This is a genomic window from Kitasatospora sp. NPDC058478, assembly GCF_042720345.1.
Taxonomy (GTDB): domain Bacteria; phylum Actinomycetota; class Actinomycetes; order Streptomycetales; family Streptomycetaceae; genus Kitasatospora.
On sequence record NZ_JBHXML010000004.1, the window covers coordinates 57,159 to 76,821 of the forward strand.

Genomic DNA, 19,663 nt, shown 5'->3' on the forward strand with positions numbered 1-19,663 from the left:
CCGCGCCCGCCCGCCACCACGTGCCGCCGCCAGGCCAGGGCGAGCCTTCGGCCTCCCGCCATCCACCCGGAGGCGGTGCGCGGCGGCGTCGGGGTGCGCGCACCGAACGGCAGCGGAGGGGCCCGACCCGGAGGGGGCACCTCCCGGCCGAAGGCCGGGGGACGCCTGCCGGCCGACGGCAACGCGACGAGACGCGTCCCCCAACGCCGCCGCGCAGGCGGGAGTTCGCGGACGGTCGCTAGGTCGCATGAAGCGCCCGTTCCAGTGAATCGGTCAGCGCCCCCATGATGGTCGCGCTGGTCACCACCTTGTACAGCCCGGCCGCGAGGGCACACGCGGCCAAGGTGCCGACGGCGTATTCCGCCGTGGTCATCCCGGCGTCCGACCGGCCCCGGCTCCGGGCCATCCCGCGCATCCGGCGGGCCGCCCAGCGGCTCCTGCGCCGCCACACCCCGGGCGCCTGACGGAGCGCGCGCCCGCTGCCGGGCCTCGTTGCGATCACTGCGGTCATGAATCTCTCCTGTCTCCGAAATTCCGAAATACCGATGCCCCGCCATACCGATGTCCCCGATGCCTCCTACGCGGCTGCCGCCGACGCCGCTGCCCACGGCTCCGCCGCCGATCCGCTTGGCGCGGCCCCGCGTTCACCCGCCCTGGGCGAAGCGGGTGGTGAGGCCGATGACGACCGGCACCACGCCGATCAGGACGAAGGCCGGGAGGAAGCAGAGCCCGAGCGGAGCGGTGGCGAGCACCCCCGCCCGGCGGACCCGGGCTTGGGCCGCCCGGGCCGCCGCCGTCCGCCGCCCCTGCGCGAGCCCGATCAAGGGCCCGGCCGCCGGAGCCCCGCCGAGGCTAGTCCGGACCAGGCAGCGGGCCAGCGGGGCCAGCGACGGGTGCTGCTCGCCCAAACGGCTCCAGCACAGTTCCGGCGGCGCACCCAGGGCCAGTTCGGCACCGATCGCGACCAGCCGGGGCCCCATCGGTGCCCCCACGCTCCGGCCGACCGCCGACACCGCTGCCGAGGGTGAGGCCGCCGAACCGAGGCAGGCCGCCAACAGCTCGGCACTCAGCGGGAGTTGCCTGGTCAGCAGCTCCTCCTCCAGGACCGCCCGCCGCTCCGTCGGGGACCGCACCCGGGCCGACCACCGGTGCACGCCCGCCGCCAGCAGCGCCCCGACGACCACCCCGACGGCGCCGCCGAGCAACACCGCCGCGCCGGCCCCGGCGCCCACAGCCAGAGCCACAGGCCGCCAACGCCCGCCACCACGACCGCCGCCACCACCAGATGCCGGCGGCACTCGCACCAACACCCGCCCGAACAACCGCCGTTGTCGCGCCCACCCGCGCACCAGCACCACACCGGCCACCACCACCGGACCCCCGGCGATCACCCACCCGACTCCCCGGATCACCCCGACACCACCTCCGCCCGCGCCCGTACCCGTGAGAGCCCGCAGCTCCCGCCGCCACCAGCGCCCCGCTCCCCGGCAGCCCGCCGGGGAGCCTCCAGGGCGCCCTGAGCGCCCTGAGTCGCCGCCCGGACGATGTGGGCCGTCCAGAACACGCCCAGGCCCTCCAGTGCCGCCCCCGCCGCGAGGCACCCCAGCCCGGCCGGCGTGTGCAGCAGGATGCCCACCGGCCCGGCCCCGAGCGCCGCCCCCAGCAGCAGCCCGGCGGCCGGCAGGGCGGCCAGGACGGCGATCGTGGTCCGCGGCCCCGCCAGTTCCCCGGCAATCTCCTCCGCCAGCGCCCGCTCGCCGCGCAGCGCCTCCGCCACCCGGTCCAGCGCGACGGCCAGCCCCGACCCGCCGTCGGAGGCGACCCGCCAGCAGGCCGCGATCGCCGACGCCCCGCTCCCACCCGGCAGTTCGGCGAGCAGGTGCAGCGCGGCGGGCACGTCCCCGCCGTACCGGCCCGCCGCGAGCCGCGCCACCGGTTCCTCGCCGAGTCGGCGCAGCCCGTCCGGGTCGGCCGCGAGGCGGGCCGTGACCAGGTGCAACGCCTGCTCCGGCGTCGCCCCGCCGCGCAACTCCCCTGCCAGCCCTGTGCAGAGCTCCACCACGGCGGCCGCTCGCCGCCCGGCCTCCACCGTCACGCGCCGTCGCAGCCGCCAACGCCGCAGCGGCAGTACGGCCAGCCCGGCGGCGAGCACCGGCAGCGGCGAGGAGGTCGCCTGCCCGGCCGCCAACCCCACCGGCAGGAGCAACAGTTCGGGCGCCGGCCAGTCGGACGTCCGCGGCCGGGCGCGCCCCGCGGTCACCGCCGGCGGGCCCGGCACCGGAACGGGCGGGGGCCCGCTGCCCGCCAGCACCAGCCTGTACCGCCGCCCGCCCGGCAGCTGTTCCTGCACCGCACGCCATGCGGCGACGGCCAGCAGGCACAGCACCAATGCCCAGCAGAAAGAACTCTGATCACTCATCACGTCAGGACCCTCCCGGTCGTCGGTCTTTCCTGTTCCACGCCCCGAGCAGCGTCAGGGCGCCCGCCACGCACCCGCCCAGCAGCAGGACGAACGCGAGTTCCGCCGCCCGCACGGCCGCACTCGCCAACCCGGCCGCACCCACCAACCCGGCCACCGCCGCCGTCACGTCGACCCCGCAGCGAGCGACACCCCGCGCACCGCCAGCAGCCCGACCAGTCGCTCCCAACCCGCCCCGGGGACCAGACCGCCCGCCACCGGGAACTCCACCGCCGGGGTGGTGACGGCCAGGCCGTCACGGCCGGCGGCCAACGTGTGGATCTCCGCCACCCGTCGGCGCCCCGAGCCCGGCTCCCTGACCAGGTGCACCACCAAGTCGAGCGCGGCCCGGAGTTGGCTGTGCAGCGCGGGCCGGTCGAGCCCGGCGAGCGAGCCCAGCGCCTCCAGCCGGACCGGCACGTCCGCCGCCGTGTTGGCGTGCACCGTGCCGCAGCCGCTGTCCCGCTCTCATCGAGTCGTTCAGTAAGCACCCCGTCTGACCTGCGGACTGAACCATCATCTGGCTAGCCGTGGATGGGAATCCGTCTCACGTGAAAGTTCAGTACGCACACGCTGTCGAGCTAGGTCGCTCGTTCCGGTGAAACCAGCTCGTGGCTCACTGGCGTGCCAGGCCCGCGCGGGCAGGCTGCTGTGGTGCAACTCACGACTGTTCGGTGGCTCCTTGCACCGATCCTGCAGTACCGCGCCTGCCGGCTCTCGGCGGTCCACGGAGACCAACTCGTGGACTACAGCACGGCCTGGATCTTGGTGAACCTGAGTTCGGGGGCGTGGGTTCCACCGCCACCGTGGCCAGGGCTACCGCTGGAACAGCTTGCCAGCGGAGGTGTCACTCTCGACTCGTGGGAGGCGTTGAGTCCTCGAGAGCAGTACTGGCGCCATCGGTGGGCGACCAAGAGAAAGAGCACACCGTTGAGGGCACTTGGGCTTTCCGCGCAGACGATCGCACGATACGGGTTGCGCGTCGTCGAATGGGACTTGCCCGAGGATCTTCGCCACCTTGCGCTGACACCGAGCTTGGTCACCAGCTAACCGCTGACGGGCAGCGCCGGACCGGAACTGGCAGTAAGCGCGCTGGCCTGCGCCGCACAGTGATGCGGCACAGGCCAGCGCCAAAGTGGTGGTCAAACGGCTGCGGGTACGGTGCCACCGTCCTCGTCGCCCGGCTTGTCGCCGCCGGTCTCGGGGGCGGGCGGCTGGGTGCGCGGGCGGCGCTTGCGCTTGGCGTCCCGGTAGGACTGTTCGGCGGCTCTGGGCAGGACGATCCTGTCCATGAGCGCTTTGGTGATCTTCTCGGTGCCGGTGTCGGCGGCTTCGAGGGCGGCTTCGCGGATGAGGATCGACAGGCTGCTGATGCTGCCGTTGGTGCGGGCGTGGAGGTATTCCCACTCGCGGACCAGGGTGCCGTTCTTGTGCTTGAACAGGGCGAGTGCGCTTTCCATGCCCTTGATCACCTCGGCCCACTCGCGGGCCTGGTCTGGGGTGTCGATGCTGAAGCGTTCCAGTTCGAAGAGAGTGAAGCGTCCGCTGGTTTGGGTGGCGCGCTCGCTGTGTCCGCCTTCGAGGAACAGGCCGGACTTCTCGACCTCGACGCCGGTGTAGACGAAGGTGGCGGCGGCGAAGTTGGCCAGGTGCTTGAGGTGGTCGTTGGCCAGGCGCCCTTCCTTGACCGACACGTCCAGGAAGTGGATGTCGTCGATGATGATCAGCTCGGTGCCGCAGCGGCGCAGGGCTTCCAGTACCCGTGTGCTGATGTCGGAGATCGTGGCGCCGCGGGGCAGTTCCAGGCAGAGGTAGTGGGCTATGGCGGCTGAGAGCATCTTGGGGGTGGCGCCGGCCGGGACGCTGACGTAGACCACTGGGATGTAGTCGTCGAGGCGCTCCTCGCTGAACCGCTCGGGGTGCTTGGTGCGCAGGCTCTGTTCGAAGTCCGCGGCGAAGGTCTTGACCAGCGTGGACTTGCCGACGGTGGGCGGGCCGTCGATGACGATGCCGGGGCGGGCACCGGCTTGGGCCTTGGTGTTGAGCTTGAGCTTGCGGGTGATCTGCCGGTTGATCCGCTGCATCGGCGCGGTCTTCAGGATGATCAGGGCCGAGTGGTATTCCTCGCGTGCGTGGTCGAAGTCGGCTCGCTGCTCATCGCTCCACGAGAGGTACTCGGTCAGCCGTGGCATGCTCGGCCGCGCCGGCGGCTCAGCCTCGAGGTAGGCCCGCCACTCCTCCTTGGTGCGCGGCTCGGACAGGCCGGGGTGGATCGTCACGGTCGGTTCTCCTGCGTGGTGGTCAAGAAGGCGGAGTCGGTGCGGAGTCCGCGGGGTGAAGGGCGAGAGCACGCGCGTTGTTTCGCCATGGATGCGCCGTTTGAGCCGCGAGAGACGAGCGAGGAGGATTCGCCAGGCCGTGCGGGTGCGGTTGGGACGTCGCAGGTGGGCGGTCACGGCTGGCTGTCCCGACGGTGCTCGGTGGGTTTGGTCCAGACTTCGAGGTCGGCGAGTTCGCCGAGGTCGAAGCGCGGCGGCGTGGCGGTGGGCTGGTCCTCGTCGGTGTCGAGGTTCAGGTCGGGAACGGCCTTGAGCGGCGGCAGGGTGGGCAGCCGTGAGGCGGCGGCGTCCTGGGTGGCCTGGGCGGCGCGGTGCTGGTCGCGGGCGGAGGTGCGGGCGCGTTCGGCGTCGCGGGCGCGGCGCCGGCGGTCGGTGGTGGTCCAGGACTCGGGGGCGTCGGTCTTGTTGTTCAGTTCCAGCAGAGCCTGGGCGACCTCAGCTTGGTCGTTGCTGTCGCGGCCTCGGGCGATGACCAGGCGCAGGGCCTCGCGCAGCGTGACGTCGGTGAAGGGGCTCTGGCCGTCCTCGGCGTGGGTCCAGCGCAGGACGTGCCACTGGCCGTCGTGGGGGTCCTGGAAGTAGGCGTGCAGGAGGTTGCGCGGGTCGGTTCGAAGTGGCCACTTGCCGCCTGGGTAGGGCGATTTGGCCCGGCGGTAGCGGTGCAGGATCGGGGCGTCGTAGGTGAGGTTGCGGTACTCGACGCCGTAGTGCTGGATGGTGCGCCACTGGATGGGCATCAGGTCGTAGTACAGCGCGGGGTCGGTGGGGCAGGCGACGTAGCCGCTGCGGCCCACCGCGAGGGCGTACGCCTCGTTGGGCGACATCCGGTAGTCGGGGAAGCCAGGCATGATCAGACCGGAGTGGTGGCGGCGCTGGTAGACGTGGACGACGTATTCGGCGAAGAACTCCTCCAGGTCCGCGATCGACCAGCGGGCCACCAGGTCGGGGTTCTTACCGCGGGTGGCGACGCTGTAGCCCTTGTAGCCGGCCACGTGCTGGCTGAACTGGGTGCGAATAGTGGCGAATACGGCTTCGACCTGCGGTTTGTCAGTGGGCTTGGCCTTGCGTCCGAGCTGCAGGTTGATGCCGAGCCGGGTGCACGCGCGGTGGACGACGTCGGAGTCGAACGGCCGGCCGTGGTCGATGATCAGCGTCTCGGGGATGACGACGGGTCGGGCGGCGCCCTGCGCAAGGCGCTGGCTGTAGTCCAGACGCCGGGGCAGCGGGATGCGGCTCATCTCGTAGCGCAGCCGGTCCGGCCACCCGGGCCGCATCGGCTCGGGGGTCATCATGTCGGCCAGCAGCAACCCGATGTCGAAGGCGTTGGTGCCCACGGGGGTGATGCGCCAGGCCAGCAGGGATCGGGAGGCCAGGTCGAGGGCGATGGTCAGCTCGACCGCGCTGGTGGTGTCGGTGGCCGGGTCGTAAGCGCGCACATCGAGCGGGGTTGTGTCCATCATGACGACCTCGCCGGGGCGGTGGGCGACGAGGTGGCCGAACATGCGGTCGGGCTGGTTGGCAGTGGTGCGGCGGGCGGTGGCGTCACCGAAGGTGTGGCGGTTCTTCAGCAGCAGCGCGACCCAACGGTAGAACGTGGCCCGCGAGGGGAGGGTGACAGCTCCTTCGCCGTGCTGGGCGTTGAGGCGGTTCTGCACGCGGCGGTGGAAGCGTCCCAGGGTGCCGGTGGAGTCGTCGATCTCGGCGGCGTCCTGGTCGAGGATGGCGTTGATGATCCGCGGGTCGGCGCCGGCCAGCGGGTTGCTGGTCTTGAACCTGCGCTTGTCGACCAGCGCCCACAGGCCGCCGGTCTTCCACTTGTCGATCACCTTCCACAGGGCCCGCTCGCTCAGGCCCAGTTCACCAGCCATGGCCTTGACCCGGGCGCTGAGCGCCACGGCGCGGGGGTCGTAGCCCTCGCGTGGGGTGAGCCCGTCCGCCTCGCCGGTCCAGGTCGGGTAGCCGGTGGTGGCCTCCAGGAGGCTCTCCTCCAGGGCCAGGATCCGGGCGCGTTCGTGGTCATCGTCGAGATCGTCCAGCAGGGCGCTCGCACTGAGCTGTGCCTTGCGGTCCGGCTCGGCAGCCTGCGGCGCGTCGGGCAGACGGAAGGTGGGGTCGGCCAGCAGAGCGGAGGTCAGGATCACGTTCAGTGCACCGGACTCGGAGCGCAGGCGCACGCCGGTGTCGTTGAAGCCGATGACCTCGTGGATCTCCTCCTCCCACTCGATGCGTGCGCCCAGGCGAAGGCGTACGGCGCCACTTCCTCGGGTGGTCGGATTCACGGGGTCGTCTCCTCGTCGGTGCAGGTCACGGTGGTGGCGAACGTCATCGGGCGGTCCAGGTCGAAGGACAGGCGGTGGTGCCACATCAGGTGGAAGAGGGCGGGCAGGGCGATCTCGGGCTCGTCCATGAAGCTGAGGAGTTCGCCGATCGGCAGCGGCTGCGCGGCCAGGGCCAGCAGCCGCGGGAGGAGGTCGGCACCGGCGTGCAGGGGACGGCGGTAGCCGCGCAGCCAGGCGACGTTGGTGTACCGCTGGGAGGGCACCGCGCCCACCAGCTGGTAGTCCCAGCCGAGTTCCTCGCACACCATCCGGGTCCGCTCCGCTTGGAGCTGGACGTCCTCGTCGTTGATCCGCCGGGGGTTCTTCACGTCGACCAGGCGGGCGGTACCGTCCGCGAGACGGCAGAAGATGTCCGGGGTGTGCTCCCAGACCTCGCCGACGTCCACCCCGTCGAAGATCATCGGCTGGGTGGAGAGGCCGACGACCTCGTGCTCGAAGTCGAACAGGGTCAGCCACTGCGACTCGAGGTAGCTCTCGTAGCCGAGCAGGGTGGAGGTGGTCGCCGACCAGAACCAGCCCGGGGTGTGGCGCTGGCCGATGTGGCTGGGGATGCGGCGGATCGGCAGGCACTGCTCGAAGGCGACGTCCCAGGCGTCGGTGAGGGCGCTGGTCGTCGGCCGGCCGGTGCCCGGCTGCAGGTAGGTGACGGCCAGGCGCGGGCCGACCCCCTGGACGACGGTCCGCCGTGAGCGCGGATGTATCAGGGTGTTCACGACTCTCCTGTGCGGTGCTTGTGGATCAAGGCGGTCCCGTACGCCGTAAGGCCCTCGGCCACCGGGGCGGGAAGGTTCTTGCGGAAGGCGCGGTACATCTCCGCCATCGACTCGGCGGTGGCCCTCTCGTCAGGGGTGTAGGCGGGAGCGTCGCGCCAGTCGCCGCCGGTCAGTTCCACCCAGACCCACCAGGCGGCCAACTGGCGGCGCCGGTTGGTGACCGGGAGGCGAAGCGGCCGGTACAGGGCGAACAGGACCGGGTGCGGCACCTCGACGAGGTGGGCGAGCGCCGAGCGGCGATGGGCGTAGTCGATGGGAGCGCGGCGCTTCAGGCGCTCGGCGGCCAGGGTGCTGTCCAGCCAGAACGCGTCCGGGTCCGCGATGCGCTGGACGAGGGTGTTGGTGACGTTGGCCGCGCGCCGCCGGTCCATGTCCAGCTGCCGCGCAGCCTCGGGCCAAGAAGGGGCGCCGGCGAGACGGGCGAGGGCGAGGGAGGCCAGGCGCCGTCCGCTGTCGGGCGCGGTGCCCGGCAGGTGGTGCGCGATCAGGTCGCGGTAGTCGCCCGCGTCCAGCAGGTGCGGGATCCGGGCGGCGGACAGGTCCACCGACGCGCCCACGGCGCGGGCGGCAGCTGCGACCCGGGAGTTGCGCGGCTCGACCCTGGCCAGCGCCCGCTGGAGCACCGGCGGCAGCTGAAGGTGCCGCAGCGGGCTGTGGTGCAGTTCCCGCCGGCGTGCGACGGCGGCCCGTGCCCATGGCTCCAGCGCGGCGGCCACTTCGTCCTCACCGCGCGCCCCGAGGATCGGGCGGACGGCCGCGAGGACCGCCAGGGCCAGCGCGGCGTTGGCGGGCATGGTCCGCAGCGTGCTGTGGGCGCCGCCGACCGACGGTCTCGCGGCCCCGGCGTCGATCAATGCGGCGCGGGCCACTTCGGGCACCGGCAACAGGCATGCCGCCTCGCACGCGGGGGCGGCGAAGCGCACCAGGGCGGCGAGGCTCTTGAGGGCCGAGAACCACTCGCGCCCGTCGATCCGCCGGCCCGCCAGCAGGGCAGGGGCGCCGTCTGCAACCTCGAGCACTTGCTGCTGCCAAGCAGCCGCCTGCCCGTCGACCGGCTCGGAGACGAGCAACCGCAGGTCCTGACCGCACCGGCCACCCGCACCGTGGTTGCCGCACCCCGCCGGGTCGCTCACATGGACCTTCGACAGGCCGCGGGGGCGCTTGCGGTAGCCCTGGCGCAGGCGGATTCCGCACGCCGGGCACACATCGACCAGCAGCAGACGGTGCACCGGGCAGACCGCCGCGACGCCGAGCTTCCACCACAGCTGCCACACCCCGCCGGTCGCGGCGAGACAGGCCGGACACGCCCGGGAGGCGTGGAACTGTGCCCACTCGCGCACCGCGAGCATGGGCACCGCCGACTCCCCGCCGCCGTCCAGCGCGGACAGCTCCAGCAGGGTGCGGCCGTACCGGGACAGGTGCATCAGGGCGAGGTGCTCGGCGCCGACGCCGGTGGCGGCCTTTACCGCCGCCTCACCCGCCGCGGTCGGGGTGATGCCGTACAGCATCGGGCGGAAGATCGCCCCGGCGTTCTCCCTGGCCGGGATTCCCAGCAGCTGGGCGATCCGGCCTACCGCAACCCCGTGGTCGGCCGCGATTCGCTCCACCCACGACGGGAACGACTCGCCCATCGCCGGGGCCGCCACCAGCGCCAGACGCCGCACCCCCACCGGCCTCAGCTCGAGCAGCCGTCCCTGCCCGACTGGCGCCGGCCGATGGGGCTGAGGCACGCCAACCGGGACGTCGGCTGGCATCCCCGGCGGCTCCCACCGCCCGGCCGCAGCAGCGTCGGACACACCCCACCCCTTGAGAAGACACAGGTCAGCACCCCCGAAAGGGCGAAAAGTAGGATATACCCTACACGTCGATGTACTACTTTTCTCCCGTGTCGAAAACTGAGGACCTCGCCGACGCCCGACGCATCGCCTTCGGGCGCCGCCTGCGCGAAGTGCGTCTGCAGCGCGGCCTGACCCAGCTCGCCACGGCCAGGGCCTCCGGCCTCGACCGCTCGTTCTACGTCGAGGTCGAGACGGCGAAGCACAGCATCTCGGTGGACCGCCTCTACCAGGTGGCGGACGCCCTCGGCGCCTCGATCCACGACCTGCTGCCACAGGACAGCGAGATCCAGACGGGCACCTCAGCCGACTCCTGACGCCGGGCGGCACCCGCCCTTGTGCGACCATGTGACCGGTGAGCAACCGGCATATCGGACTTCCCCGGCGTATCGCCCTGATGGTGGCGCCCCTGCCAGGTGAGTCGCTGTACAGCTGGCTGGACACGGTCGCAGCCGATTACGGCGTCACCCGCTCCCGCGCGGCGCTGATCACCGCCCTCGCCGACGAGCGCCCCGGGGCCGAGCTCTCGCCGGCCCGCCGCTCCTCGCCCGTCTTCGGCGCTTCCGAAGAGCGGCTGGCGCGGTTCACCGCCGCGACCGGGCTGGACAGCGAGCGGTTCCTCGACATGACCTGGCAGCGGTTCGTGGGAACCACCGTGCCCGACCCCGCACAGGTGCTGCCCGACCAGCCGCCGCCGCGCCTGTTTCTACGCGAATTCCTGCACCAGCACTTCATCGACCCGGCGCAGGTGCGCATCTGCCCCTCCTGCCTAGCCGAGGACGGCGGCCGCTGGCCGCTGCTGTGGTCCGTGCCCTGGCTGTTCGTGTGCCCGCGTCACCGCTGCTATTTGGTCGACCGCTGCCCCGGATGCGGCAAGATCCTGGGGTCGGCCGGCGTGCGCAGGCTGTGCGGGCGCCGCAGGCGGGCGAGCGACTCCCCGTGCCGCGTCGAGCTAGCGGCCATCGCCGCACCCGGGGCGGCCGACGAGCAGCTCATCGGTGTCCAACAGCACGTGCTCGACCTCCTCGACACCCCCACGAGCGACCAGCAGGCTCGTGACGAACTCGGGGATCTGTGGGCGATGACGACGATGGCCCTGTTCCTCGCCACCCCGGAACACCTGTCGGAAGCGGACCCGGCGGTCCGCGACGGCTACGACCGCTACGGTCGCGTCTTCCTCGCCCGCCGCGGTGATGCCGAACTGCATCACCCGGGCGGCCAACGCTTCCAGGACCCGTTCGCCTTCGCAGCGGCGATCCGGCTGGCCGCACAGATCGTGGGCGCCGACCATCCGTTCGAGGCGGCGGATGCCTTGTTCGGCCTGACCCGCCAACCCGCCGGGCGCGATGTCCTGACGCTGGGCCGGTCCTGGCGCTCTTTGCCGCTCTCCGTCGCCACCCACCGCCTCACCCGCACCCGCGACATCGTTGACGCGGTCAACGCGCACCAGCCTCACCCGCAACGCTGGATCAGCCGGGGGCGCGGCCGACGCTTCGCCATCCCGCGCGGCGACGAGGCAGAGCAGGGTCCGGCCGGGGTGCCTGTTTCTGGTGGCGGCGAGCGGTGACGTCCTCCCCCAGCAGACCTCGGCGGATCGCCCTGATGGTCGCTCCCGAACCCGGTGAGTCGCTGTACAGCTGGATGGGAGCGATCGCCGCCGAGTACGGCATCAGCCTCCAGCATGCGTACCGGATCACCGGCGCGGTGCCCGCGGACGATCCCAGGCGGATGGACCCCAAGCTCCAGCGGTCGCCGCTCTTCGAACTCGCCGGCGACGAGAGCGCCCGGATCGGGGCCGCCACGGGCCTGAGCGCCGAGGGCATCCGAGACCTGACCTGGGCGCGGTTCTCCGGCACGGCCGTCCCCTCCGACGCAGCCCGGGGACGCATGCAGATGCGCCCGTGGATCGGCTATTTCGGCGTCATCGGCGAACGCCGCCGCGTCTGCCCCGGTTGCCTGGCGGACAACGACGGCCGCTGGCCGCTGGCCTGGTGCCTGCCGTGGCAGTACCTCTGCCCGACCCACCAGTGCTATCTGCTCGACCGCTGCCCGCACTGCGAGCATCCGTTCGGGTTGACCCCCTCGCGCTGGGGAACGTGCACGGGGTGCTTGACCCGCCCGGAGGCAATGGAGGCCCCCGCGGCCACCGACAGCGAGCTGATCAGTCTCCAGCGCACCCTGATGACCCACTTCGATGCCACCGGCGACCGCCGGGCATCAGCCCGGCGCGACTTCGCGGACCTGTGGGCGATGACGCACCTGGCCATGTTCACCGCGCACCCCGAACACCTCGAAGGCGCCGATCAGCCGGTGTACGACGCTTTCGAGGAGTTCTGCCGCACCTCAGAGCGGCACCGGCTCTCACAGCCCGCCCCCAACGTGCGGCGAACCCCGCCGACGCTGCTGTCCGCCGGCTTGATCAAGATCGCCGCGCGGATCACCTTCGCCGACGAGCCGTTCCGGGCGGCCCATCTCGTCAACGGTCTCGGCAACGCGGAGAAGTCGAAGGAGCTGACACGGCTGCACCACGCCTGGCAGGCCGAGCCCCTCAAGCTCGCGCCGTGGCACACCACCGAGCGGCTGGAGGAGATCATGACCGCCGTCATCGGCCCCAGTTTCGCCGACAGCCGCAACCGCTACCGCCTCACCGTCCAGCACTCCAGGACACGGGCAACAGCACAACCAGCTCAAGCTGCCCGGTTCGCGGCGATCAACCTCCCCGGCCATACCCGCCGGGTGGCCCTGTCCGTGGATCCGTTGCCCGGCGAGTCGCTGGTCAGCTGGCTGCACGCCGTCGCGGCCGACTACGGGATCGACCCCCACCGGGCCGCCCAGCTCACCGGTCTTGTCTGGGCCAACGGCCGCGCATCCGGTGTCGTGGTCTCGGACAACGCTCCCGTGTACGGACCTCATCGCAGCTGGCTCCCGCGGGCCGTCGCCGCGACCGGGCTGCCGCCCGAGCAGCTGACTGCCATGACCTGGCACCGTTTCCGGGGGACCGCCCTACCGCCGGTCGACGGCGAGCACGCCACCGTCGCCACCACAAGGAAGTTCGTCAAGGCGTACTGGATCGAGCCGTACGAGATGAAGCTCTGCCCGCAGTGCTGCCGGGAAGCGGACGGCCGCTGGCAGCTCGCCTGGGGCCTGCCCTGGGTCTACGCATGCCCGGTGCACTCCTGCTACCTCGTCGAACGCTGCCCTTCCTGCCGCCATGCCCTGACTGTGTCCGGCACCGATCCGGTAGCTGGCCGCTGCCGCCGCGAGCGCTCCATGCCACAGGGGAAGCCGACCGTGTGCGGGTTCTCCTGGCGGGACCTCGAGGCCCTGCCCGTCCATGACGAGGAGATCCTCGCCCTGCAGAAACTCCTGCTGGGGCACCTCGACACCGACAACGACAAGGATCGTCGGCCGGCCCGCGCGGACTTCCGTGACCTGTGGGCCGCCGCGAGCCTCGCCCTCTACACCGCCGGACCAGACCATCTGGAAGGCGCCGACGCCGCGGTCGTGGAGGCGTTCACCCGCTTCTGCGACACCTACGACTCCCCGTGGGGCCGACGGATGGTCAGCGGCGCCCGCCTCAGACCCGGCTCCCTGGTGACCGCGGCTGTTCTTCGCCTGGCCGCACGCATCACGTTCGCCGACGACCCGCTGGAAGCTGCCGAGTCCATCACCAGGCTCAGAAGCCAGAGCGACTCACCCGCGATCAAGTCGTTCCGGAAGCAGCTGAGGTTCGGCGCTCTGTCCCGCGCCCCTGGCAGCGCCACCGATCGCCTCGCGGCCGTGATGCGCCTGGCCCTACACGGCGGTCCGGACGTCGTCCCGCACACGGCTGGCCTGCCCGTTGAAGCGGCCAGTAGGGCCAGGCTCCTGCGTCCCGCCCCTGGCCGATTCTCGTCCGGCAACTGACCGGCTGTGCCATGCTGGTGCGGCACGAGCATTCCTGTGGGGGGAGACGATGAATAGCGCGGCGCTGGAAGTCAGCCTGATCTTCGAGGACCCGGACGGCGCGGCAGCAGCTGAGCGCGACATGGAATTCCTCCTGGAGGAGATCCAACAGCTCACCCTCAACCGGCTCGCCCACGAGCCAGCAGCCCCGTCCCCCGCGGGCACACGAGCAGGGGAAGCTGCCACCTACACCTCCGTCGTCCTCGGCTTGGCCGGAGCACCCGCGCTGAAGTCCCTGATTCTCCTGGCTCAGGACTGGCTGACACGCCGGAACTCCGGGACGATCGATATCAAACTGGGCGAGGACGAACTCCACTTGACGTCCGTCTCCCGCGCCGACCAGCGCAGGGCCATCGAGGCCTTCACCGCGAAGGCAGCTGACCACTCACCCGATGCGTAAACGCGCGCTCATCCTCGCCAACCAGCACCACGACGACGAGCGCTTCGCCGAACTTCCCGGAGCTTCCGCCGACGCAGAACATCTCCATGCCGTCCTCAGCGACCCGGGCATCGGCCAGTTCGAGGTCGACGTGCTGTCGAACGAGACGGCCCGCACCTGGCAGAAGGAAATCCAACGCTTCTTCAGCACCGCCGAGCGCGACGACATCCTCCTGCTGCACCTCTCCTGCCACGGCCGCAAGGACACCCGCAACCGCCTTCATTTCATCGCCCGCGACAGCGAGTTCGACATGCTAGAGGCGACCTCGGTCAGCGCCGAGTTCCTCGCCGACCGCATGGAGCAAAGCCGCAGCTGGCGCACCGTCCTCCTTCTCGACTGCTGCTACAGCGGAGCCTTCGCCAAGGGCATGCGAAGCCGCGGCGAGCCGGACGTCGACCTGAGTGAGGCATTCCAGGGCAACGGCCGCATCGTGATCACCTCGTCGACTTCCCTGCAGTACAGCTACGAGTCCGAGGCCCTGAGCCGGCGCAGGGATCAGCCGTCGGTCTTCACCTCCGCGATCGTCGAGGGACTGCGGACCGGTGACGCGGACGGCGATCAGGACGGGTACGTCAGCGTCGACGACCTGTACCGGTTCGTCTTGCGCCGCGTAACGGAGCAGGTCCCGGACCAGACACCCACCCTGAGCGTGATTTCGGTCGACGGGCAGATCCGCCTCGCTCGCAGCCCCAAAGCCGACGCGACGCGCGACGCCACCAGCGCGACAGCGAAGATCCAGCAGTTGTTGATCCCACCCGCACTGCCGAACATCCCCGGCTTGCGGATCGCCCACCGCTACCTTCCGGGCTCGCCGGAGGAACTCGCCGGCGGCGACTGGTTCGACGTCGCCCAACTACCCGGGAGCCGTACAGCCCTGGTGATCGGCGACGCGATGGGCCTCCACGGCATCCACGGCGCCGCCAGGGCTGCCCGCTTCCGGGCAGCCGCGCTCGCACTAGTCACGCTCGACCTGCCGCCTGCCCAGATCCTGCGTCACTTGGACAACCTCTCCCACAAACTGGGCGACGACTCTCTGCTCACCTGCCTGGTCGCGCTGTACGACCCGATCAACCGGACGTGCGAGATCGCCAGTGCCGGCCACGTACCGCCGGTTCTCGTGCACCCGGACGGACGTGCCGAGCTGCTGGAGCTGCACTCCGGAGCACCCCTCGGTGTCGGCGGCGTTCCCTTCGACTCCGCGACAGTCGGCATCGCGGACGGCTCGGTGCTCGCGCTGTTCACCGACGGCCTGGTCGAACGCCCAGAAGCTTCATTGGAAGCATCGCTCCGCGCCCTGTGCGATCAGCTCATCGACCCTAAGCAGAGCCCTGAAGCCGTCTGCGACACCGTGCTCGACCGGCTCGACTCAACCGGCCCGAAAGACGACATCGCTCTCCTCGTAGCAGCCCTTGATGGCATGCCCGATGCGGCGGTGGCCACCTGGACCCTCTCGGTGGACATCACCGAGGTTCACCGAGCCCGCACTCTCGTTCAGGAGCAACTGATCAGCTGGGGGCTCGCCGCAGTCGCCGAGACGGCCGAGCTCCTCGTCGGCGAATTGGTCGCCAACGCCGTCCACGCCACCGCGCACGGCCCGATTCAGCTGCAGCTCATCCGCACCGACCGCCTTCTTGCCGAAGTCTCCGACGACAACCACAACCTGCCCTCACCGGACGTGACCACCGACCGCACGAGCGGACTCGGGCTAGTCGCTCGACTGTGCGACCGCTGGGGCACCGCACGCAAGGCTGTGGGGAAAGTGGTCTGGTTCGAACTCCAGATTCCGCGCTGAGCCTGCCCTGTGCGAGGGGAAGGGGGACGCGACGTGTCACCTTGCGTAAGGGACGGTTCGCGGGACGCCGGACATCCGCGCCCGGGACGCGGTGGCCGGTCGGACATCTTTCTCGAACAGCCGGACGGACAGGAGGTCGTACCTCTACAACCGTCCGTATGACGACACTTCCGTGGCCCCAGTGCACCGACGACAGCGACTGCCAAGGTGCCCGCTGGGCGGAATACGAGCGCTGTCTGCGGCACCTGACCGAGCACGAGCGGGCGGCGGCGCTCTCGGCCTTGAGCGAGGGGTCAGCGGTGGACTTGCGGGGTGTCAGCATCGATGCTGACCTGCTGGAGCAGTTGCTGTCAGCCGTCTCCCGCACGCTCGGTGAGGCCCGCTTCGACCATGCCTCATTCCCCGACGGTGCCGCGTTCGACGAGACGACGTTCAACACCGACGCGGTCTTCGCCGACGCCCAGTTCATCGGCGACGCCGCGTTCGCCGACTGCCACTTCATCGGCGAGGCCATCTTCACCCAAGTGCTCTTCGGCGTCGGGGCCGTGTTCGAGGACGCGCAGTTCGACGCGTCGGCATGGTTCAACGATGCCCTGTTCGGCGGCGACGCGCTGTTCGACGGCATCGAGATCGCCGGCCTCGGCATGTTCCAGCGGACCGCATTCCAGGGCGACGTGACCCTCAACTCCGCGGTCTTCACCGGGCAGGGCAACTTCGGCGAGATGGAGGTAGCCGGTGCTGCCGAGTTCAGGAAGGTCCGCTTCGGTGACGAGTCCTCCTTCTGGGCAGTCGAGCTGGCCAGTGACGCCACCTTCGACGACGCTTGCTTCGTCGGAGCCTGGCGCGGGCCCATCGTCTGTGGCGGCCTGCTGAGCATGCGGAGGACGACGCTCAACGCTCCCGCCCGGCTGGACATCGCCGCGCGACAGGTCGATCTGTCAGGCGCCGAGTTCAAAGCCACCGCTGTACTTCAACTGCGATACGCACAAGTCGACATGACGGACGCGGTACTGAGCCAGCCGGTGACCCTCGTCACCCGGCTGTCGCCCATCGCTGTCGGTGGACGCCCTTTCCAGGCCGAGAACCGCTTCGCTGGCCTGGGCCCCGTGATCAAACTGCACGGCATAGTAGGCGTGGATGCGTCCCATCTCATCCTGTGCGACGTCGACCTCACCAACTGCGAGGTCCTGGGCGCCTACCATCTCGACCAGCTCCGCCTCGAGGGGTACTGCAGGTGGGCCGAACCGCCGCGCGGACTTCGCCGGGGCCCGCTCTGGCTGCCGCTGTGGCGCTGGACGCGCCGCAAGACCATGACCGAGGAGCACCGCTGGCGTGCCCGCTCGGCCATCAAGTTCCGCAGGGACGGCTGGACCGCGGACGCCGCCGGCCGCCGCGGCGAGCTGACGGCCGAGCCCCACGACCTGGCCGCGGTCTACCGGCAGTTACGGAAGGCGTTGGAGGACCGCAAGGACGAACCTGGCGCCGCCGACTTCTACTACGGCGAGATGGAGATGCGCCGCCACTCCGCCCGCGTCCCGCGCGGCGAACGCGTCTTGCTCCACTTGTACTGGCTGGTGTCCGGCTACGGTTTGCGGGCCTCCAGGGCGCTGACGGCCTTGATCGTGGCCATGACCGCCACCGTGGTACTCATGATGGCCTGGGGTCTTCCGACTCAGACATCCTCCACCGAGGTTCTCCCGACCAGTGCTGTATCTGCTCAGCCAAGCACCTGGACGATAAGGAAGACCGATCCGCTTCTGAACGAGCCCATGTCAGCCCGATGGACGGCTCAGCGAGCCCGGGACGCCGTCCAGGTGGTCATCAACTCGGTCCTCTTCCGCAGCAGCGGCCAGGACCTGACCCCGATCGGCACGTGGATCGAGATGTTCAGTCGGCTCACCGAACCAACGCTCTTAGGCTTGGCGGCCCTGGCCACCCGCAGCCGGGTCAAGCGCTGACAGCCGGACCACGTCCGGCGGGTCCAGCGGCGGCGTCGTCCGCTGCAAAGAATCTTGAAGTTCCCTTCCCGATCATGGTCGTTGGCGGCCACTTACATGCTGTAGGCGCCGGTTCGAGCGGGGAGAGGGTCCCCGTGCCGGTGAGGGAGGGATGAGATGGTGGAACCTGGCACCTTGATCGAGGCGGTGACCGCTGTGGGCGGCTGTGCGGCCTCCGGCGTGGCGGCGTGGTTACGGCTGCGAGGCCGGCGGCAGCGTGACCGGGAGCTGTCGCTACGGGAGTACGCCCGCACGCTTCCGGTCGGGAGCTTGATCGTGGATCGGGGCCGGCAGGGTCTGGTCATCGAGGTCGGCCAGCGCAAGGGCGGTGCCGGTGGAGTTCGATGACCGTCAGTTCGCCGCGCCGGTCTTGGACGAACGCCTGCGCGTCGCCTCCGAGGCTGCCAGGATGGCGCGGGTGCGCGGTGAGTTCCTCGACTTCTTCGAGCGTGAGCACCTGCTCGTCATCCGGTTCCTGCGGTACCTGGGGGCCAGCCTCCCGGACGCCGAGGATGCCGCCTCCGAGGCGTTCGCGGCAGCGTGGGAGCGATTGCGCGACGGTGGGTTCCCCGCCCAGGACGCCCAACGACGGTCCTGGATCCGGACGGTGGCCCGCAGGGCCTGGTCGAGGCCGCCCGCCATGGCCCGCCACCAGGTGGACGTGGTTGCGGGAGTCGAGCTGCCGGAGCTGTGCGAGCCGGGCCCCGGTCACGCCGAGCTGACCGACCAGACGATGGCTGTGCTCGCCGCGCTCGGAGCGCTGGAGGAGAACACGCGGGTCGTCATGGCTTTCCACCTGGACGGGTTCAGCTCGGTCGAGACCGCCCGCGCCATCGGGGTGTCGGATCAAAAGGCCCGCGATCTGCTGAAGAAGGCTCGCGCTGTTCTGCGGCACAAACTGAGCGCGCAACGGGATGCGGACAGGAGGGGAGAGCGGAATGAGTACACCTGACCGTTGGCTGGACGACGACGAGTTGGACGTTCTGCTGGCCGGCGCGTCGGCTGAACTTCTCGGCCAGGCTGAGTCCGTGGCGGACCCCACGAAGGTCTTGCTGGCCATCATGGATGCGCCCTCGGGCCCCGGGCAGGCTGCAGATCCAGACGATGTGACGGGGGCCGACGTCATCACGGTCGTTGACCTGCGCGCTCTGGCGCGTTCCGCGACCGAGGCGTTGGACGCTGTCAGGTCGCCCGGCCCGCTCGGCCCGTTGGACGAGTTGCCCGATCTCGCTGATCTTCTGACCCGCGGAGATCTTGAAGGTCCGTGGACGTCCGCGATCGACATGTCGCTGCGGTTCCGCGCCCGGGGGCTTCTGGACCGTCTCCCCGCTCTGGGCGCGGTCCTGCAGCAGTTGCGGGCCTTCACGAGCGTCCTGGGCCAAGCTCGCGACACCCAGCGCGAGATGCGATCGCTGAATGTGGACGCGGCCTTGGCCAAGTCGGACCGGCTCTTCGCCGAACAGGACCAGGCCCGGGAAGCGGGGCGGCTTCTGGTGCACTTGCTGAGGGGCGTTGAACTCGACGCCCGCGGGAGCGACTTGTCGAACCTGGCATTGGGCGAGCCGTCGACACTGGCCAGCCTGGTGTGGTCGGAGACGACGATCTGGCCGCCCGCCGTCGCGCGCTGGATCCGGGCCGAGTCCCGGGAGATCCAGCCCGGTGTCTACCAGGTGCTCGACATCGGTGAACGCAGCGCGATGTACCTGGGCAGGTGAACGCCGTGACAGACGTCAGCCGCTCCTGAGC

16 protein-coding genes are annotated in these 19,663 nt (G+C 70.7%); 8 read left to right on the top strand and 8 right to left on the bottom strand.

Going from position 1 to position 19,663, the window contains the following annotated elements:
• Window positions 1–238: 238 nt before the first annotated feature.
• The 8 genes from ACFWPT_RS03235 to ACFWPT_RS03270 form a co-directional block, all read right to left on the bottom strand.
• Entirely contained in the window at window positions 239–511 is a 273-nt protein-coding gene (locus tag ACFWPT_RS03235; protein WP_063348693.1) for a DUF4244 domain-containing protein, read from the bottom strand.
• 133 nt (window positions 512–644) lie between these two features.
• Window positions 645–1,244 (bottom strand): type II secretion system F family protein, encoded by a 600-nt coding sequence (locus ACFWPT_RS03240; RefSeq protein ID WP_380479140.1) that lies wholly within the window; start codon window positions 1,242–1,244, stop codon window positions 645–647.
• A 164-nt stretch (window positions 1,245–1,408) separates the two neighbouring features.
• Window positions 1,409–2,419: a type II secretion system F family protein gene (locus tag ACFWPT_RS03245; protein WP_380479143.1), complete on the bottom strand. Its 1,011-nt coding sequence runs from the start codon at window positions 2,417–2,419 to the stop codon at window positions 1,409–1,411.
• A 165-nt stretch (window positions 2,420–2,584) separates the two neighbouring features.
• The gene (locus ACFWPT_RS03250) at window positions 2,585–2,902 is read right to left on the bottom strand and encodes a hypothetical protein (RefSeq protein ID WP_380479146.1); all 318 of its coding nucleotides are present in this window, start codon (window positions 2,900–2,902) and stop codon (window positions 2,585–2,587) included.
• Between the two features lie 698 nt (window positions 2,903–3,600).
• Window positions 3,601–4,737 (bottom strand): TniB family NTP-binding protein, encoded by a 1,137-nt coding sequence (locus ACFWPT_RS03255; RefSeq protein ID WP_380479149.1) that lies wholly within the window; start codon window positions 4,735–4,737, stop codon window positions 3,601–3,603.
• Between the two features lie 173 nt (window positions 4,738–4,910).
• The gene (locus tag ACFWPT_RS03260) at window positions 4,911–7,076 is read right to left on the bottom strand and encodes a transposase (protein WP_380479153.1); all 2,166 of its coding nucleotides are present in this window, start codon (window positions 7,074–7,076) and stop codon (window positions 4,911–4,913) included.
• Window positions 7,073–7,849 (bottom strand): TnsA-like heteromeric transposase endonuclease subunit, encoded by a 777-nt coding sequence (locus ACFWPT_RS03265; protein ID WP_380479156.1) that lies wholly within the window; start codon window positions 7,847–7,849, stop codon window positions 7,073–7,075. Before ACFWPT_RS03265 ends, ACFWPT_RS03260 begins: the two co-directional genes overlap by 4 nt.
• On the bottom strand, window positions 7,846–9,579 hold the full coding sequence (locus tag ACFWPT_RS03270; protein WP_380479159.1) for a TniQ family protein: 1,734 nt from the start codon (window positions 9,577–9,579) through the stop codon (window positions 7,846–7,848). Before ACFWPT_RS03270 ends, ACFWPT_RS03265 begins: the two co-directional genes overlap by 4 nt.
• A 215-nt stretch (window positions 9,580–9,794) precedes the next feature.
• On the opposite strand from ACFWPT_RS03270, the gene ACFWPT_RS03275 reads away from it, so the two are divergent.
• The 8 genes from ACFWPT_RS03275 to ACFWPT_RS03310 all read left to right on the top strand — a co-directional run bounded on the left by ACFWPT_RS03275 (window position 9,795) and on the right by ACFWPT_RS03310 (window position 19,632).
• A complete protein-coding gene (locus ACFWPT_RS03275; protein WP_380479162.1) occupies window positions 9,795–10,061 on the top strand; it encodes a helix-turn-helix domain-containing protein in 267 nt (88 codons plus the stop codon).
• 38 nt (window positions 10,062–10,099) lie between these two features.
• Complete coding sequence (locus ACFWPT_RS03280) at window positions 10,100–11,311, top strand: TniQ family protein (RefSeq protein ID WP_380479165.1); 1,212 nt, start codon at window positions 10,100–10,102, stop codon at window positions 11,309–11,311.
• 35 nt (window positions 11,312–11,346) lie between these two features.
• Entirely contained in the window at window positions 11,347–13,650 is a 2,304-nt protein-coding gene (locus ACFWPT_RS03285) for a TniQ family protein (RefSeq protein ID WP_380479169.1), read from the top strand.
• 49 nt (window positions 13,651–13,699) lie between these two features.
• Window positions 13,700–14,089: a hypothetical protein gene (locus tag ACFWPT_RS03290; protein ID WP_380479172.1), complete on the top strand. Its 390-nt coding sequence runs from the start codon at window positions 13,700–13,702 to the stop codon at window positions 14,087–14,089.
• Window positions 14,082–15,920, top strand: a complete 1,839-nt coding sequence (locus ACFWPT_RS03295; protein WP_380479175.1) for a SpoIIE family protein phosphatase — start codon at window positions 14,082–14,084, stop codon at window positions 15,918–15,920. The genes ACFWPT_RS03290 and ACFWPT_RS03295 overlap by 8 nt, the downstream gene beginning before the upstream one ends.
• A gap of 158 nt (window positions 15,921–16,078) precedes the next feature.
• Window positions 16,079–17,878, top strand: coding sequence for a pentapeptide repeat-containing protein (locus tag ACFWPT_RS03300; RefSeq protein WP_380479178.1), 1,800 nt, complete (start codon window positions 16,079–16,081; stop codon window positions 17,876–17,878).
• A gap of 373 nt (window positions 17,879–18,251) precedes the next feature.
• Window positions 18,252–18,869, top strand: a complete 618-nt coding sequence (locus ACFWPT_RS03305; RefSeq protein ID WP_380479181.1) for a sigma-70 family RNA polymerase sigma factor — start codon at window positions 18,252–18,254, stop codon at window positions 18,867–18,869.
• Complete coding sequence (locus ACFWPT_RS03310; protein ID WP_380479185.1) at window positions 18,856–19,632, top strand: hypothetical protein; 777 nt, start codon at window positions 18,856–18,858, stop codon at window positions 19,630–19,632. The genes ACFWPT_RS03305 and ACFWPT_RS03310 overlap by 14 nt, the downstream gene beginning before the upstream one ends.
• Window positions 19,633–19,663: the final 31 nt, after the last annotated feature.

What these genes read in the sequence shown, in the direction of transcription:
- ACFWPT_RS03235 (WP_063348693.1), bottom strand. Translation starts at nt 511, where the DNA reads ATGACCGCAGTGATCGCAACGAGGCCCGGCAGCGGGCGCGCGCTCCGT.
- ACFWPT_RS03245 (WP_380479143.1), bottom strand. Translation starts at nt 2,419, where the DNA reads ATGAGTGATCAGAGTTCTTTCTGCTGGGCATTGGTGCTGTGCCTGCTG.
- ACFWPT_RS03285 (WP_380479169.1), top strand. Translation starts at nt 11,347, where the DNA reads ATGGTCGCTCCCGAACCCGGTGAGTCGCTGTACAGCTGGATGGGAGCG.
- ACFWPT_RS03290 (WP_380479172.1), top strand. Translation starts at nt 13,700, where the DNA reads ATGAATAGCGCGGCGCTGGAAGTCAGCCTGATCTTCGAGGACCCGGAC.
- ACFWPT_RS03295 (WP_380479175.1), top strand. Translation starts at nt 14,082, where the DNA reads ATGCGTAAACGCGCGCTCATCCTCGCCAACCAGCACCACGACGACGAG.
- ACFWPT_RS03300 (WP_380479178.1), top strand. Translation starts at nt 16,079, where the DNA reads ATGACGACACTTCCGTGGCCCCAGTGCACCGACGACAGCGACTGCCAA.
- ACFWPT_RS03310 (WP_380479185.1), top strand. Translation starts at nt 18,856, where the DNA reads ATGAGTACACCTGACCGTTGGCTGGACGACGACGAGTTGGACGTTCTG.